Source organism: Micromonospora sp. NPDC047557 (assembly GCF_043205095.1).
GTDB lineage: Bacteria > Actinomycetota > Actinomycetes > Mycobacteriales > Micromonosporaceae > Micromonospora.
The window spans coordinates 391,844-407,062 of record NZ_JBIDDK010000002.1 but is presented as its reverse complement, the minus strand read 5'-3'; the positions used below and the strand labels follow the sequence as shown (position 1 = coordinate 407,062).

General features: G+C 71.7%; 14 protein-coding genes. 10 read left to right on the top strand and 4 right to left on the bottom strand.

Features of this window, described 5'->3' with window-relative positions; translation table 11 throughout:
- Positions 1 to 3,531 carry a DNA polymerase III subunit alpha gene (dnaE, locus tag ACGGAQ_RS09660; protein WP_393046453.1) on the bottom strand — a complete coding sequence of 1,177 codons (3,531 nt, stop codon included), beginning with the start codon at positions 3,529 to 3,531 and terminating at the stop codon, positions 1 to 3.
- 132 nt (positions 3,532 to 3,663) lie between these two features.
- Here dnaE and ACGGAQ_RS09655 point away from each other — a divergent pair, with 132 nt between their 5' ends.
- The 3 genes from ACGGAQ_RS09655 (at position 3,664) to ACGGAQ_RS09645 (ending at position 5,447) form a co-directional block, all read left to right on the top strand.
- Positions 3,664 to 4,284 (top strand): L-threonylcarbamoyladenylate synthase, encoded by a 621-nt coding sequence (locus ACGGAQ_RS09655; protein WP_393046450.1) that lies wholly within the window; start codon positions 3,664 to 3,666, stop codon positions 4,282 to 4,284.
- A 90-nt stretch (positions 4,285 to 4,374) separates the two neighbouring features.
- A complete protein-coding gene (locus ACGGAQ_RS09650; protein WP_393046447.1) occupies positions 4,375 to 4,914 on the top strand; it encodes an RNA polymerase sigma factor in 540 nt (179 codons plus the stop codon).
- Entirely contained in the window at positions 4,911 to 5,447 is a 537-nt protein-coding gene (locus tag ACGGAQ_RS09645) for a hypothetical protein (RefSeq protein WP_393046445.1), read from the top strand. Before ACGGAQ_RS09650 ends, ACGGAQ_RS09645 begins: the two co-directional genes overlap by 4 nt.
- 46 nt (positions 5,448 to 5,493) lie before the next feature.
- On the opposite strand, the gene ACGGAQ_RS09640 is transcribed toward ACGGAQ_RS09645, so the two are convergent.
- A complete protein-coding gene (locus ACGGAQ_RS09640) occupies positions 5,494 to 6,906 on the bottom strand; it encodes a serine/threonine-protein kinase (protein WP_393046442.1) in 1,413 nt (470 codons plus the stop codon).
- Positions 6,907 to 7,028: 122 nt separating this feature from the next.
- On the opposite strand from ACGGAQ_RS09640, the gene ACGGAQ_RS09635 reads away from it, so the two are divergent.
- The 7 genes from ACGGAQ_RS09635 to ACGGAQ_RS09605 all read left to right on the top strand — a co-directional run bounded on the left by ACGGAQ_RS09635 (position 7,029) and on the right by ACGGAQ_RS09605 (position 13,218).
- Positions 7,029 to 7,625 (top strand): hypothetical protein, encoded by a 597-nt coding sequence (locus tag ACGGAQ_RS09635; protein WP_393046439.1) that lies wholly within the window; start codon positions 7,029 to 7,031, stop codon positions 7,623 to 7,625.
- Positions 7,626 to 7,756: 131 nt separating this feature from the next.
- Entirely contained in the window at positions 7,757 to 8,098 is a 342-nt protein-coding gene (locus tag ACGGAQ_RS09630; RefSeq protein ID WP_110564981.1) for a PadR family transcriptional regulator, read from the top strand.
- On the top strand, positions 8,095 to 9,042 hold the full coding sequence (locus tag ACGGAQ_RS09625) for a permease prefix domain 1-containing protein (protein WP_393046436.1): 948 nt from the start codon (positions 8,095 to 8,097) through the stop codon (positions 9,040 to 9,042). Before ACGGAQ_RS09630 ends, ACGGAQ_RS09625 begins: the two co-directional genes overlap by 4 nt.
- Positions 9,043 to 9,161: 119 nt before the next feature.
- A complete protein-coding gene (locus tag ACGGAQ_RS09620; protein ID WP_393046434.1) occupies positions 9,162 to 10,490 on the top strand; it encodes a sensor histidine kinase in 1,329 nt (442 codons plus the stop codon).
- Entirely contained in the window at positions 10,487 to 11,185 is a 699-nt protein-coding gene (locus ACGGAQ_RS09615; RefSeq protein WP_393046431.1) for a response regulator, read from the top strand. Before ACGGAQ_RS09620 ends, ACGGAQ_RS09615 begins: the two co-directional genes overlap by 4 nt.
- Before the next feature lie 81 nt (positions 11,186 to 11,266).
- Positions 11,267 to 12,160 carry an ABC transporter ATP-binding protein gene (locus ACGGAQ_RS09610; protein WP_393046429.1) on the top strand — a complete coding sequence of 298 codons (894 nt, stop codon included), beginning with the start codon at positions 11,267 to 11,269 and terminating at the stop codon, positions 12,158 to 12,160.
- Positions 12,157 to 13,218: an ABC transporter permease gene (locus ACGGAQ_RS09605; protein ID WP_393046426.1), complete on the top strand. Its 1,062-nt coding sequence runs from the start codon at positions 12,157 to 12,159 to the stop codon at positions 13,216 to 13,218. The genes ACGGAQ_RS09610 and ACGGAQ_RS09605 overlap by 4 nt, the downstream gene beginning before the upstream one ends.
- Before the next feature lie 152 nt (positions 13,219 to 13,370).
- Here ACGGAQ_RS09605 and ACGGAQ_RS09600 read toward each other — a convergent pair whose 3' ends face one another.
- Positions 13,371 to 13,988, bottom strand: a complete 618-nt coding sequence (locus ACGGAQ_RS09600) for a DUF402 domain-containing protein (RefSeq protein ID WP_393046423.1) — start codon at positions 13,986 to 13,988, stop codon at positions 13,371 to 13,373.
- A gap of 305 nt (positions 13,989 to 14,293) precedes the next feature.
- Positions 14,294 to 15,046 carry a YebC/PmpR family DNA-binding transcriptional regulator gene (locus ACGGAQ_RS09595; protein ID WP_139587604.1) on the bottom strand — a complete coding sequence of 251 codons (753 nt, stop codon included), beginning with the start codon at positions 15,044 to 15,046 and terminating at the stop codon, positions 14,294 to 14,296.
- Positions 15,047 to 15,219 lie beyond the last annotated feature (173 nt).

Below are 15,219 nucleotides of genomic sequence, written 5' to 3'. Positions count from 1 at the left end.
TCAGCTCACGTTGGCCGGGCCGAGGACGCTCTTCAGGTCACCCATCAACGCGGTCGTCGCCGCCACCCGGAACGGGCCGAGCCGCAGGGTGGTGGTGCGCCCACCGTTGAGCAGCTTGACGTGCACCTCGGTGTCGCCGGGGTGCAGCACCAGCGTCTCCTTGAGCCGTTCCACAAGCGGCGGCGTGCAGCGGTGCACCGGGATGGTGAGGGTGACCGGCTTGTTGGTGGCGCTGGTGCTGACGTCCGGCATGGACATGTCCATCGCCATGATCCGTGGGGTGTCGTCGCGGCGGTCCACCCGGCCCTTGACCACCACGATGGCGTCCTCGGCGATGTACTGCCCGATCACCTCGTAGGTGTTGGGAAAGAACAGCGTCTCCACCCCGCCGGCCAGGTCCTCGAGGGTGGCTGAGGCCCAGGCGCGGCCCTGTTTGGTGACCCGCCGCTGCACCCCGGAGAGGATGCCGGCGAGCGTGACGACGGCCCCGTCGGGCACCGCACCGTCCTCGGCGAGGGACGCGATGGTGGTGTCGGCCGCCGCGCCGAGGATGTGCTCCAGGCCGAACAGGGGGTGGTCGGAGACGTACAGGCCGAGCATCTCGCGCTCGAACGCCAGCTTGTCGCGCTTGTCCCACTCGCCGTCGCCGATGACCGGCATGACCGTCGTGCTGCCGGTGTCGGCGTCACCGAAGCCGGCGCCGAACAGGTCGTACTGGCCGACCGCCTCCTTGCGCTTGACGTCGGCGTACGCGTCGATGGCGTCGGCGTGCACCGCGAGCAGCCCCTTGCGGGGGTGCTGCATCGAGTCGAACGCGCCGGCCTTGATCAGCGATTCGATGGTCTTCTTGTTGCAGACCACCGCGTCCACCTTGGACAGGAAGTCGTAGAAGTCGGTGTAGTCGCCCTTCTCCTGACGGCACCGCATGATCGAGGCGACCACGTTCGCGCCGACGTTGCGGACCGCGGCCAGGCCGAAGCGGATGTCCTTGCCGACCGGCGTGAACGGCCCGGCCGAGGTGTTCACGTCCGGCGGGAGCACCTGGATGCGCATCCGGCGACACTCGGACAGGTAGAGCGCCATCTTGTCCTTGTCGTCACCGACGGACGTGAGCAGCCCGGCCATGTACTCGGCCGGGTAGTGCGCCTTGAGGTACGCGGTCCAGTAGGACACCAGGCCGTACGCGGCGGAGTGCGCCTTGTTGAAGGCGTACCCGGCGAACGGCACCAGGACGTCCCACACGGCCTGGATCGCCTCGTCGGAGTAGCCGCGCTCGCGGCAGCCGTCCCGGAACGGGATGAACTCCTTGTCGAGGATCTCCTTCTTCTTCTTACCCATCGCCCGGCGCAGCAGGTCCGCCTGACCGAGGGTGTAGCCGGCGAGGATCTGCGCGGCGCGCTGCACCTGCTCCTGGTAGACGATCAGGCCGTGCGTGGGCGCCAGGATCTCCCGCAGCGGCTCCTCCAGCTCCGGGTGGATCGGGGTGATCTCCTGGAGGCCGTTCTTGCGCAGCGCGTAGTTGGTGTGCGAGTCGACGCCCATCGGGCCCGGCCGGTACAACGCCAGGACGGCGGAGATGTCCTCGAAGTTGTCCGGCTTCATCAACCGCAGCAGCGACCGCATCGGCCCACCGTCGAGCTGGAACACGCCGAGGGTGTCACCGCGGGCCAGCAGCTCGTACGCGGCCTTGTCGTCCAGCGGCAGGCCCAGCAGGTCGAGCTTGAGGCCGTGGTTCAGCTCGATGTTCTTGACCGCGTCGTCGATGATCGTCAGGTTCCGCAGGCCGAGGAAGTCCATCTTCAGCAGCCCGAGCGACTCGCAGGTCGGGTAGTCGAACTGCGTGATGATCGCCCCGTCGGCGTCGCGGCGCATCAACGGGATGTGCTCGATGATCGGCTCGGCGGACATGATGACGCCGGCGGCGTGCACACCGGTCTGCCGGATCAGCCCCTCGATGCCCTTGGCCGTGTCGATCACCTTGCGGACGTCCGGGTCGGAGTCGTACAGGCCCCGGATCTCGCCGGCCTCGGCATAGCGGGGGTGCTTCGGGTCGAAGATGCCGGTCAGCGGGATGTCCTTGCCCATCACCGCCGGTGGCATCGCCTTGGTGATCCGGTCGCCGACCGCGTACGGGAAACCCAGCACCCGGGCCGAGTCCTTGATCGCGGCCTTCGCCTTGATCGTGCCGAACGTCGCGATCTGGGCGACCTTGTCCTCACCCCATTTGTCGGTGACGTACTTGATCACCTCACCGCGCCGACGCTCGTCGAAGTCGATGTCGACATCCGGCATCGAGACACGCTCGGGGTTGAGGAACCGCTCGAAGATCAGGCCGTGCTGGATCGGGTCCAGGTCGGTGATGCCCAGCGCGTACGCCACCAGCGAGCCGGCGGCCGAGCCACGACCCGGGCCCACCGCGATGCCCTGCTTCTTCGCCCACTGGATGAAGTCGGCGACCACGAGGAAGTACGACGGGAAACCCATCTGGTTGATGACGCCCAGCTCGTACTCGGCCTGGACGACGTGCCCCTCCGGGATGCCGTTGGGGTAGCGGCGGGCCAGCCCGGCGAAGGTCTCCTTGCGGAACCAGGACTCCTCCGTCTCGCCCTCGGGCACCGGGAAGCGCGGCATCAGGTTGTGGAACTCGAACATGCCCTTCGGGTCGACCTTCTCGGCCACCAGCAGGGTGTTGCGGCAGCCCTGCTGCCACAGCTCCGAGGAGTCGACCGCGCGCATCTGGTCGGCGCTCTTGACGAAGTAGCCGCCGCCCTCGAAGCGGAACCGGTTCGGGTCGTCGATGTTGCTGCCGGTCTGCACGCACAGCAGCACGTCGTGCGCGGTGGCCTGGGCCTCGTGCGTGTAGTGCGAGTCGTTGGTGACGACCGGCGGGATGTCCAGCTTGCGGGCGATTTCGGTGAGCCCCTCGCGGACCCGGCTCTCGATGGAGAGGCCGTGATCCATGATCTCCAGGAAGTAGTTGTCCTTGCCGAAGATGTCCTGGTAGCTCGCGGCGACCTTGAGCGCCTCGTCGAACTGCCCCAGCCGCAGCCGGGTCTGCACCGCGCCGGACGGGCAGCCGGTGGTCGCCATGATGCCCTCGGCGTGCTCGGCGATCAGCTCCATGTCCATCCGGGGCCACTTGACGTAGTGCCCCTCCATGGACGCGCGCGAGTTGAGGGTGAACAGGTTCTTGAGGCCCTGCGCGTTCTTCGCCCACATGGTCTTGTGGGTGATCGCGCCGTTACCCGAGACGTCGTCGCTCTTCTGCTCCGGCCGCCCCCACTTGACCCGCGCCTTGTGGTAGCGCGACTCCGGCGCCACGTACGCCTCGACGCCCAGGATCGGCGTGATCCCGGCGGCCATCGCCTGGTTGTAGAAGTCGTTCGCGCCGTGCATGTTGCCGTGGTCGGTGATCGCCACCGCCGGCATGCCCAGCCGGTTGGCCTCGGCGAACAGGTCCTTCAGCCGGGCCGCTCCGTCGAGCATCGAGTACTCGGTGTGCACGTGCAGATGCGCGAACGAATCAGCCATGCCTGGCGCCCCCCGGCGGTGTGGATCTCGGTGGTCGGAGCCGACCGGCACCTACCCTACCGAGGTGATCTCGACGGCTCCACCGTCCGCGCCGAGGGTGGTCCGCGTCTCCCCCACGACTATTCTCGGAACATGGCGAGGTACTACGACGTACACCCGGAGAACCCGCAGCCCCGGATCATCGGCCAGGTTGCCGACCTGATCCGCGGGGGTGGGCTGGTCGCGTACCCGACCGACTCCTGCTACGCGCTCGGCATCCAGTTGGGCAACCGGGACGGCCTGGACCGGATCCGCCAGATCCGCCACCTCGACGACCGGCACCACTTCACCCTGGTCTGCCGGGACTTCGCGCAGCTCGGCCAGTTCGTCCAGATCAACAACGCGGTGTTCCGGCTGGTGAAGGCGTCCACTCCGGGCAGCTACACGTTCATCCTGCCGGCCACCAAGGAGGTGCCCCGCCGGATGCTGCACCCGCGCAAGCGCACCGTCGGTGTCCGCGTACCCCGGCACACGGTGACCCAGGCGCTGCTGGCCGAGTTGGGTGAGCCGCTGGTGTCGAGCACCCTGGCGCTGCCCGGCGAGGACGAGCCGATGACCCAGGGCTGGGAGATCAAGGAACGGCTCGACCACCAGCTCGACGCGGTGCTCGACGCCGGCGACTGCGGCAAGGAGCCGACGACGGTGATCGACCTGTCCGGGCCCGAGCCGGAGATCCTGCGCCGGGGCGCCGGCGACGTCTCCCGCTTCGAGTAGCGCGGGTCGGGTGCCGGACCGGACGAGGGCGGACACCGCCGACGGCCGTACGCTTGAGAATCGGCCACCGGCGAGCATTGGACACCCGGCATGCCCGACTCCGCGGATCTCGACGCCCTGGCCCGCCGCGCCGCGCAGGGCGACCCGGCGGCGCTGGACGCCCTGCTGGTCGCGGTGCGCCCGGAGGTGCTGCGGCTGTGCGCCCGATTCCTGCCCAACCGCCAGGACGCCGAGGAAGCCTGCCAGGACACCCTCCTGGCGCTGGCCGGCGGCATCACCCGGTTCGAGGGTCGCTCCTCGTTCCGCACCTGGCTGCACCGGCTGGCCGCCAACCGGGCCCGCTCCACGTACCGCACGCTGCGCCGCCGCTGTCGACTGGAGGCCGGCGGTGTTCCGGTGCCCGACCAGGCCGATCCCCGACGGACCAGCGTGGTCGCGGGCACCCGCCTCGATCTGCTCGACGCGTTCGACTCGGTCCACCCCGACCACGCCGAGGTGGTGGCCCTGCGCGACGTCCTCGGGCTGAGCTACCCCGAGATCGCCGCTCTGCTCGACCTTCCGGTGGGCACGGTGAAGTCCCGGTTGCACCTGGCCCGGCGGCAGGTCCGGCAACGGCTCGGCGCCGGATGAGCGCGGCGTCGGTCCGCCGGCTCGTCGTCGTCCTCGCGGCCACCGTGGGGGTCGCCGCCTGCGGCGCCGACGCCGTCTCGCCGCTGCCCGTCCAACCGCCCGGCTCGACCCGTTCGACGCCGACGCCCGCCGCGAGCTCCGCGATCCCCGCGCCCACCGGGTCACCGTCCCGACCACCGCCGACCAGCGGGCGTCCGCCCGCGGCACCGCCCGCACCAGGCAGGACAAGGGGTACGCCCCGAACGACTCCCCCGCCGACCGCCGCGACCCCGGCCTGTCAGGGCGCGGTCCGCTACGACCTGCCGCTCGCCGAGACCGAGATCGAGCTGCTGCGGTCGCTCTGCTTCGCCACCGGTGCGGTGCTGCGGATCCAGGGCATCGGGCCGGGGCTCGTCACCGTGGACCGCCCGGAGCTGGTCTCCCAGCAGTACGAGGCGGGCGTGGTGGACATCCGCTTCGTCCGCCCCGGCACCGTCGCCGTGACGATCCCCAAGGAGGGCCGGGAGCACACCATCACCGTGGTGGTCCGCTGACCCGTGCCCTGCGAGCTGGCAGGCGCGCGAGCGCGTTCAGCCGCACCTACCGCAGGCGTACGCCGGCGAGCAGGGTGTCCACGAAGTCGGGCCCGCTGCCGGCCGGCGGGGCGATCTGCACGTACACCAGGGCCGGACCGCCGGGGTGCAGGCCGGCGGACTCGACGATCTGCGGCCGGCCCTGGTCGCAGACGTAGTGGACCACCGTCCATTCGACGCCCGCCTGTCGGGTGGTGCGGGCCGGCGCGGGCGCGCAGTCACCGTGCGTCCGCTCGGCCAGGAATCCGGCCGGCGTGGTGCGTGCCGCCGTGGCGGCGGAGAGGCCGACGAACGCGCCGGGCAGTCGGGGGTCGGCGGCCCAGCGGCGGGGTCGCGGCGACATCACCAGGGCCGGTTCGGGTTCGCCGTCGGCGTCGTACTGACCGGCCCAGGTCGCCCCCGTAGCGGACCAGCCGGGCGGCAACGCCACGGTCAACGGCCCGGTCGTGTACGTGCCGCCGGCCGACCGACCCGACCCGGTGCCACCCGGCTCGGCGGCCACCTGGCCCACCGCGACGGCGACCACGACGGCCACCCCGGCCAGCAGCGACCGGCGCGGACGGCGCGGTGGTGGTCGCTGCCGCGCGCTCGCGGCAACCGGGCCGGCCGGTCCCCGCGCGCGGGTCAACGCGGCGTGCAGGAAGGCGGCGTCGGGATAGCGGTCGGCCGGGTCGTACGCGGTGGCCCGGGCGAGCACCGCCGCTATCCCCGGGGGCACGCCGTCACGGAGTCGGATCTGGGGGGCGTGCGGCGGGTCGGGTCGGGCCGGGTGCGTGCCCGACGGGTCGGCGGCCAGCAGCCGGATCCCCAGCCGGCCGAGCCCGTACACGTCGGCGCGGGTGTCGATCACCGCGCCCGGGTCGTCCTGCTCGGGGGCCATGTAACCGGGGGTGCCGGCCCGGGCGGTCAGCCCCGAGGCGGTGGCGAGCGCCTTGGCGAGGCCGAGGTCGGCGATCAGCACCTGTTCGGCATCGGGAACGTCCGGGCCGGCGGAGCGGAACAGGACGTTGCCCGGGGTGAGGTCACGGTGCACGACGCCGTGCCGGTGCAGCACGGCGACCCCGGCGCAGATCTCGCCGAGCAGCCGCAGCGCGGTCGGCGCGGGGATCTCGCCGACGGCGAGGCGGTCGCGCAGGCTCCCCCGGTCCGCCCAGGCCAGGACCGCGTACGGCCGGCCGTCGGGCAACTCACCGACGGTGTGCACCCGGATCAGCCGCTCATGCTCCAGGCGGCGCAACAGCCGGGCCTCGTCGAGGAAGCGTTCCCGCACCCGCAGGTCGTGGCTCCAGTTCTCGGCCAGCACCTTGATCGCCACACGCGCGTCGAGCACCGCGTCGTAGCCCAGCCAGACCGTCGCGAACGAGCCGACGCCCAGCAGTCGCTCGATGGCGTAGGGCCCGATCCGCTGCGGAGCCGTCACGGTGTCACCCCCGGCCAGCACGGTCTCTTCACAGTAGACCGGACCGGTCGGAAACCCGACGAACCGCTGACGCCGGCGCGGTGACTAACAGGGCAGGAGACCCATCACCGAAGGAGCGCACCATGAACCGTCCCTCGATCCTGCTCACCACTGCCGCGCTGGCGCTCAGCACGCTCGTCGCGGTGACCGCCACGGTTCCGGCCGCGGCGGCGCCGCTGGCCGGCGTCGCGCCGGCCTCGGCCCGCGGCCCGCTCGCCACCACCGGCGGGCACAGCCACCCGCAGGTGCTCAGCGTCGGTGGCGCCGGCGTGTACCGGATCGGCGCCAGCCTGGCCGCGCTCACCGCGGCCGGCCGCATCGACTGGACCGCGCCGGGCTGCGGCACTGTGGTAAACGCCGGTGTGACCGGTTCCTGGGCCGGTGTCCTCCTGCTGGCCTTCCGCGACGGGCGACTGGTGGAGGTGGGTACGGCCACCGCACCGCCGCAGTCGCCCGCCGGGGCCAGGGTCGGCATGTCCTTCGCCGAGTTGGAGGCGATCTACGGGCCGCGCGGGTCGCTGATCCGCAACGACGCGGGGGACGCCGAGGCGTACCTGGTTCGCGTCGGGTCGCGGGTGGAGCTGTTCACCGGGCACCCGATCCGGCCCGGCGTTGGCTACTTCCAGGTCGGCCCGGCCAGCTACGTCGAGCGGAACTTCCGCCAGGGCGTGTCCTGCTGACTCCGACCAGGTGGCGGGGCGTCCGGTGCCGGCCGGGCGCCCCGCACGTCGGAGCGGCCGAAACCGGGCGTGGGCAGACACGATGATGTTCCGCTAGACAATACTGTGTGGCACACGGTATGGTGTGACACATGGTTAGCGAGGATGTTCTACGGACGCACCTGCAGGAGCTGCGTCGAGGCACCGTCGTGGTGGCCAGCCTGGTCGCGCTCCGCCGACCGGACTACGGCTACGCACTGCTGCAACGGCTCACCGACCACGGCTTTCCGGTCGACGCCAACACGCTCTATCCATTGCTGCGCCGCCTGGAGGACCAGGGCCTGCTGACCAGCGAGTGGAACACCGAGGAGAGCCGGCCGCGCAAGTTCTACCGGACCAGCGACGAGGGCGAGTCGATGCTGAGCCGGCTCCTGGACGACCTCGCCGCCGTACAGACCTCCATCACCGGGCTGATCCAAGGAGTGGACCGATGAACACGCTGACCGACCGCTACCTGGCCGCCACCCTGCGCTCGGTGCCCGCCCAACGGCGCGACGAGATCGCGACCGAGCTGCGCGCCTCGATCGAGGACATGATCGAGGACCGGACCGGGGGCGGCGAGGACGCGGCGGCCGCCGAGCGGGAGGTGCTCACCGAGCTGGGCAACCCCGACCGGCTGGCCGCCCGCTACGCCGACCGCCGGCTCCAGCTCCTCGGCCCCACCTACTACCTGGTGTGGCTGCGGCTGCTGAAGCTGCTGCTCAGCTTCATCCCGGCGCTCGCCGGCACGGTGGTCACGGTCGTCGCGGTCGTCGACGGCAAGGGCTTCGGCGCAATCGGGTCGGGCCTCGTCGTCGCCCTGCACGTGGCCGTGCACATCAGCTTCTGGCTCACCCTGACCTTCGTCCTCATCGAGCGGTCCCAGCCCACCGTCGACCTGCCCGACTGGACCGTCGACGAACTGCCCGACGTCCCCGCGCACCGCGACATCTCCCTCGTCGACACCATCGCGGCGGTGGCCATGCTGGTGCTGACCATCGGCTACCTGCCCTTGCAGCACTACCAGTCGTGGGTGCGTGCCAGCGACGGCGACAACATCCCCGTCCTCGACCCGGCGCTCTGGTCGTTCTGGCTGCCGGCGCTGATCGTCGTCCTGCTCGCCATCGCGGTGTTCGAGATCGTCAAGTACCGGATCGGGCGCTGGAGCTGGCCGCTGTTCGCGGTGAAGGCGCTGCTCAACCTGGCGTTCACGGTGCCGCTGGCCGGGCTGGCGCTCTCCGACGCGCTGCTCAACCCGGCTCTGCGCGAGCGGCTGAGCTGGCTGGCGGACGCGGACAACCGCAATCTCCTCAACGCCCTCATCGCGCTGGGCGTCGCCGTGGTGCTGGTGTGGGACCTGATCGACACGGCCCTCAAGAGCCGTCGTCAGACGACCTGAGCGACAGCGCAGACGGCGGCCCGGCGCGGACACCGCGTCGGGCCGCCGCACGTCGGCGCGCGGTCACCGCCGGGCCGTCCGGATAGCGGACGCGTCTGACGACGTGGCATCGTTCCCGGATGACCGAGGCACAGCGCGACGAGTGGCGCCGTCCGGGCCCGACGGCCCAGCAGCGGCGGATCGACCTGTGGATCGGGCTCGCGGTGACCGGGCTGGCGCTGGTCAGCCTCACCCTGGCCCGCAGCACCGGGGCGTTCCTGCTGGGGCCACCGCCGTCCGGGCCGGAGCAGCTGTTCTGGACCGTCGCGGTGACGCTTCCGCTGGTCGGACGGCGGCGCTGGCCGGCCGCCACCCTGCTGGTCGTCGCGGTGGCGTTCATCGCCGCGCAGGCCCGGTCGGCGCCGGAGACCCAGTTCTCCGCATGGGCCCTGTTCTGCGCCCTCTACACGATGGGCGCCTGGGGACCGGACCACCAGCTGGCCCGCCGGCTGCGGATCGGCGTGATCGCCACGATGTTCGCCTGGCTGGGCGTCTACTACGCGGTGACGATCGACCACATCCCGCCCGGCGCCTTCGACGACGCGGTCGGCCCGGTGCCGCCGGTGCTCGCCGCGATGATCAGCGGCGTCCTGGTCAACGTACTGGTCTTCGGGTTCGCGTACTTCTTCGGCGAGACCGCCTGGGTGGCCGCGCGGCGCGAGCACGAGCTGCGCGAACAGGCCGCCCAGCTGCGCCGGTCCCAGGCTGAGGGCCGGGAGCGGGCGGTGCTCGGCGAACGGGTCCGGATCGCCCGGGAGCTGCACGACGTCGTCGCCCACCACGTGTCGGTGATGGGGGTGCAGGCGTCCGCCTGCCGCCGGGTGTTCGACCGCGACCCGGGCAAGGCCCGCACGGCACTCGCCGCCATCGAGCAGAGCGCCCGCACCGCCGTCGACGAGCTGCGCCGGATGCTCGGCGTGTTGCGCGCCTCCGGCGACAGCGACGTCGAGCGGGCCGCGCCCGGCGACGTCGAGCGCATCGGTGAGCTGGTCGAGCGGGCGCGGGCCGCGGGCCTGAGGGCCACCCTCGGGGTGTACGGCGAGCCCGTCGCGCTGCCCGAGTCGGTCTCGCAGGCGGCCTACCGGGTGACGCAGGAGGCGGTGACCAACACCCTGAAGCACGCCGGGGCGGATCTGCTGGATGTGCGGGTCCGCTATCTGGCCCGGGAGGTGGAGGTCGACGTGACCGACGACGGACGGACCGGCGGCCGGGCCGATGCCGCCGGGCTCGGCCTGATCGGGATGCGCGAGCGGGTCACCGCGCACGACGGTGAGCTGGAGGCCGGGCCCCGGGCCGGCGGGGGTTGGCGGGTCCGTGCCCGCTTCCCGCTCGCGGACCCGGCGATCGGCCGGCAACGGGAGACCGGAGACGGACGGTCGTTGACGGCCGGGGCGGGGCGGTCCTCGTGAGCACCCCACCGATCACCCCGATTCGGGTGCTGCTCGCCGACGACCAGCATCTCGTGCGCACCGGCTTTCGGATCATCCTGGAGGTGGAGGACGACATCACGGTGGTCGGTGAGGCCGCCGACGGCGCGCGGGCCGTCACCATGGCCCGCGCCACGCGCCCCGACGTGGTGCTGATGGACGTGGAGATGCCCGGCATGGACGGGCTGGAGGCCACCCGGCGGATCACCGACGACGGGCCCGGCGCTCCGGCGGTGCTGATCCTCACCACCTTCGACCGCGACGACTACCTCTTCACCGCGCTGCGGGCCGGGGCCAGCGGTTTCCTGCTCAAGAACGGCACACCCGAGGAGCTGATCGAGGCGATCCGGGTGCTGGCCCGCGGCGACGGTCTGCTCGCCCCGGAGATCACCCGCCGGGTGATCTCCACGTTCGCCCGTCCCGGTGATCCGGCGGGCACCGCACACCGGGGGGCCGGCGCCGAGGCCGCGCTGGGCGAGCTGACCCCACGCGAGCGGGAGGTGCTGGTGCTGCTCGCCGCCGGGTCGAGCAACGCCGAGATCGCCGCGACCATGTGCCTCGGCGAGGCGACGGTGAAGACGCACGTGAGTCGGGTGCTGGCGAAACTGGGCCTGCGCGACCGGGTCCAGGCGGTGGTGTTCGCGTACGAGAACGGGGTGGTCCGCCCCGGCGGATGACCGGTGTCCGTCGCTCGGCGGACCCCTCGGCTCAGCCCTCGGAGGGACGGCGGGCCGACGGGTTCGATCTAGCGTGGACGCGTGACGAGAACGCTCCAACTCGACGGCGTCGACCGCAGTTTCGGCGACCGGCAGGTGCTCAAGAACGTGTCCTTCGAGGTGGCCGCCGGCCGGATGACCGGCTTCGTCGGCGCGAACGGCGCCGGCAAGACCACCACCATGCGAATCATCCTGGGTGTGCTCGCCCCCGACGCCGGCGAGGTGAGCTGGGGCGGCGCGAAGCTCACCCGACAGGACCGCCGCCGCTTCGGCTACATGCCGGAGGAACGGGGCCTGTATCCCAAGATGACCACGCGGGAGCAGGTCGCCTACCTGGGCCGGTTGCACGGCCTGGACGCCCCCGCCGCCCGCCGCGCCACGGACGCTCTGCTGGAGCGGGTCGGGCTCGGCGAACGCGGCGACGACCTGCTGGAGACGCTGTCGCTGGGCAACCAGCAGCGGGCCCAGATCGCCGCCGCGCTGGTGCACGACCCCGAGGTACTGGTGCTCGACGAGCCGTTCTCCGGTCTCGACCCCCTCGCCGTCGACACGGTCGTCGCCGTGTTGCGCGAACGCGCCGCCGCCGGAGTGCCGGTGCTGTTCTCCAGCCACCAACTCGACGTGGTGGAGCGCCTCTGCGACGACCTGGTGATCATCGATGACGGAGTGATCCGGGCCGCCGGCAGTCGTACGCAGCTGCGCGACCCGTACACCTCGCCCCGCTTCGAGCTGGTGGTGGCGACCGACGCCGGCTGGGTCCGCGACCAGCCCGGGGTCACCCTGGTCGAGCTGGACGGCGCGCGGGCGGTCTTCGACCTGCCGGTCGGCGCCGACGAGCAGCCCATCCTGCACGCGGCCCTCGCCCGCGGCCCGGTCCGCGCCTTCCGCCCGGTCAGCCCCTCGCTCACCGAGATCTTCCGAGAGGTCACCCAGTGAACGTCACCCAGGCCACCCGGCTGGTCGCCGAACGCGAGATCCGGGTCAAGCTCCGCGACCGCACCTTCCTGTTCGGCACGCTCTTCTTCCTGGTGATCGCCGCCGCCGGCACCATCCTGCCGCCGTTGCTCTCCGGCGGTCCGAAGAGCGTGGCCGTCACCCAGGACGCGGCCGGCCCGCTGCGCGCCGCCGGGCTCGACGTCCGGGTGGTGGCCGACGACCGTGCCGCCGAGCAGGCCGTCCGCGACGGGGACGTGGACGCCGCGGTCGTCAGCGGTCCAGCGGTGCTCGCCATGGACGACGCACCTCACGAGGTGGTCCGGGCGCTGAGCATCGCGCCGCCGGTGCGCCTTCTCGATCCCGACGCGGTCGACCCGGTGGTGGCGTTCCTGGTGCCGTTCGTGTTCGCGTTCGTCTTCTTCATCACCTCGCAGACCTTCGGCCTGCAGATCGCGCAGAGCGTCACCGAGGAGAAGCAGACCCGGATCGTGGAGATCCTGGTGGCGGCCGTGCCGGTACGGGCGCTGCTGGCCGGCAAGGTGATCGCCGGGGGCATCCTGGCCCTCGGGCAGATCGCGCTGATCGGTCTCGTGGCCGTCCTCGGCATGCAAATCGGCGACAGCGGGGACCTGCTCACCCTGCTCGCCCCGGCGATCGGCTGGTTCGTGCCGTTCTTCCTGCTCGGCTTCGTGCTGCTGGCCGCGATGTGGGCGGCCGCCGGCGCCCTGGTCAACCGCCAGGAGGACATCGCCGGTGTGTCGACACCGGTGCAGCTCGCCGTCATGCTGCCGTTCTTCGCGGTGATCTTCCTGAACGACAACGCGACCGCGATGCGGGTGCTGTCGTACCTGCCGTTCTCGTCGCCCACGGCGATGCCGCTGCGGCTGTTCACCGGCGACGCGGCCGGCTGGGAGCCGATCGTGTCGCTGGCCGTCCTACTGGTCGCCGCCGGAGCCTTCGTGGTCGCCGGGGCCCGCGTCTACGAGGGTTCGCTGCTCCGCACCAACGGCCGGACCTCGCTGCGCGCCGCCTGGCGGGAGCGGGAGAGCATCGGCTGACCGGCGAGGGCCCACGCGGGCGTCGGTGTCCTGAGCGGACACCGGCGCCCGTCGCGTACACCGGCCACCCGACCAGGAGTTTCTCGTCGATCCGGTGCTGCAGTGCTGACCGACCACACGGCCGGCGCGGCTCACCCGGCAGTCGCGCGTGGTCAGCGGGTGGGCACCGAGGCCCAGCCGGCCGGCAACCGGGGCGCCGACCAGGCCGGATCGGGTTGCCACCGCGCCCACGCCGGGTCCCACCACCGCTGACCCGCGTCGAGCAGGGCGGCGATCCGGTCGCCCTCGCCGCGGATCGCGTCCGCCATGCCCGGGTAGCGCCCCTCGACGAGGCGCTGCGCGAACATCTCGACGTCCTTCCAGACGTACCGGTCGTCGTCCGCGCCCCACCACAGGTCCAGCTCGTGATCGAGAGTGTCCACCCCGATCGGGGTACGCCGCAGCGGATCCTGCAGGTTGAAGTACCAGCCGGCGAAGTCGCGCTGCGGGCCCGTCCAGAACACGTCCACCGAGTGCGCCTCGCCCGGCCGGTGCAGCATCAGCTTGCCGTGCCCCGACCAGGAGCGGTGCCCGGCCGTCTCCCACGGGTGCCGTCCACAGGGGAACACGCCGTCGGTCGGGAAGCCGAACTCCGCCCCCGGCGGGAGGTAGAGGGCGAGCAGGTCGGGCGAGTCCTCGACGCAGATCGTCGGGCAGCCGAACCAGACCTCGCCCCGCAGGATCTCCCGCCGGACGACCACGTCACCCGGCGCGAATCGGCGTTCCACCATCTCCCCCGGAACCTCCTCGTTTGCTCCCGGAGGAAGCCTACGGCCGCTGGGCGCCCGGCCGGCCCGGGGCGCTTGATCGACTCCGGTTCACGGAAAGCGGGGTGTCCCTACGCGTCGGACACCCCGACTTCCATGATGTCGAGTCGATCACGCGTTGCGTGCTACTCGGCAGCCAGGTCGCGGGCAAGGGAGCTCTGACACACCAGGTCGCCGATGTGGGGGCAACCGCTCGCGCGGACACCCCCACATCGGCGACCTGGTGTGGATCAAGACCGGCACGCCGGGCAGGCCGGACGGGTCGGACCTCAGGCGTCGACGGCCGCCATCACGTCGTCGCTGACGTCGAAGTTCGCGTAGACGTTCTGCACGTCGTCGCAGTCCTCCAGGACGTCGATCAGCTTGAAGATCTTGCGGGCGCCCTCTTCGTCCAGCGGAACGTTCATGCTGGGGATCAGGGAGGACTCGGCCGACTCGTACTCGATGCCGGCGTCCTGCAACGCCGTCCGCACCGGGATCAGGTCGGTCGGCTCGGAGACCACCTCGAACGCCTCACCGAGGTCGTTGACCTCCTCGGCGCCGGCGTCGAGGACGGCCATCATCACGTCGTCCTCGCTGGTGCCCTCCTTGGGCACGATCACCACGCCCTTGCGGGAGAACATGTACGACACCGAGCCGGCGTCGGCGAGCGAGCCGCCGTTGCGGGTCAGCGCGGTACGCACCTCGGTGGCCGCCCGGTTGCGGTTGTCGGTGAGGCACTCGATGAGCATGGCCACGCCGTTCGGGCCGTACCCCTCGTACATGATGGTCTGCCAGTCGGCGCCGCCGGCCTCCAGGCCGGAGCCGCGCTTGACGGCGCGGTCGATGTTGTCGTTCGGCACCGAGCTCTTCTTCGCCTTCTGGATCGCGTCGAAGAGCGTCGGGTTACCGGAGGGGTCGCCGCCACCGGTCCGCGCGGCCACCTCGACGTTCTTGATCAGCTTGGCGAACATCTTGCCGCGCTTGGCGTCGATGACGGCCTTCTTGTGCTTGGTCGTCGCCCACTTTGAGTGGCCGGACATCTTCTACCTCCGTCTGTCATTGCACGCCTGCGTCGACTGCCGCACCGATTCCGCGCCGCATCGGCGATCCGGCGGCCGGTCGGCCCCGCGGGAAGTGCCGCGCCGGGCGACGGCCCTGCCGAACCGCGACAATCTTACCGAGGTCACACCCCGCCATGTCACACCCGGGACCG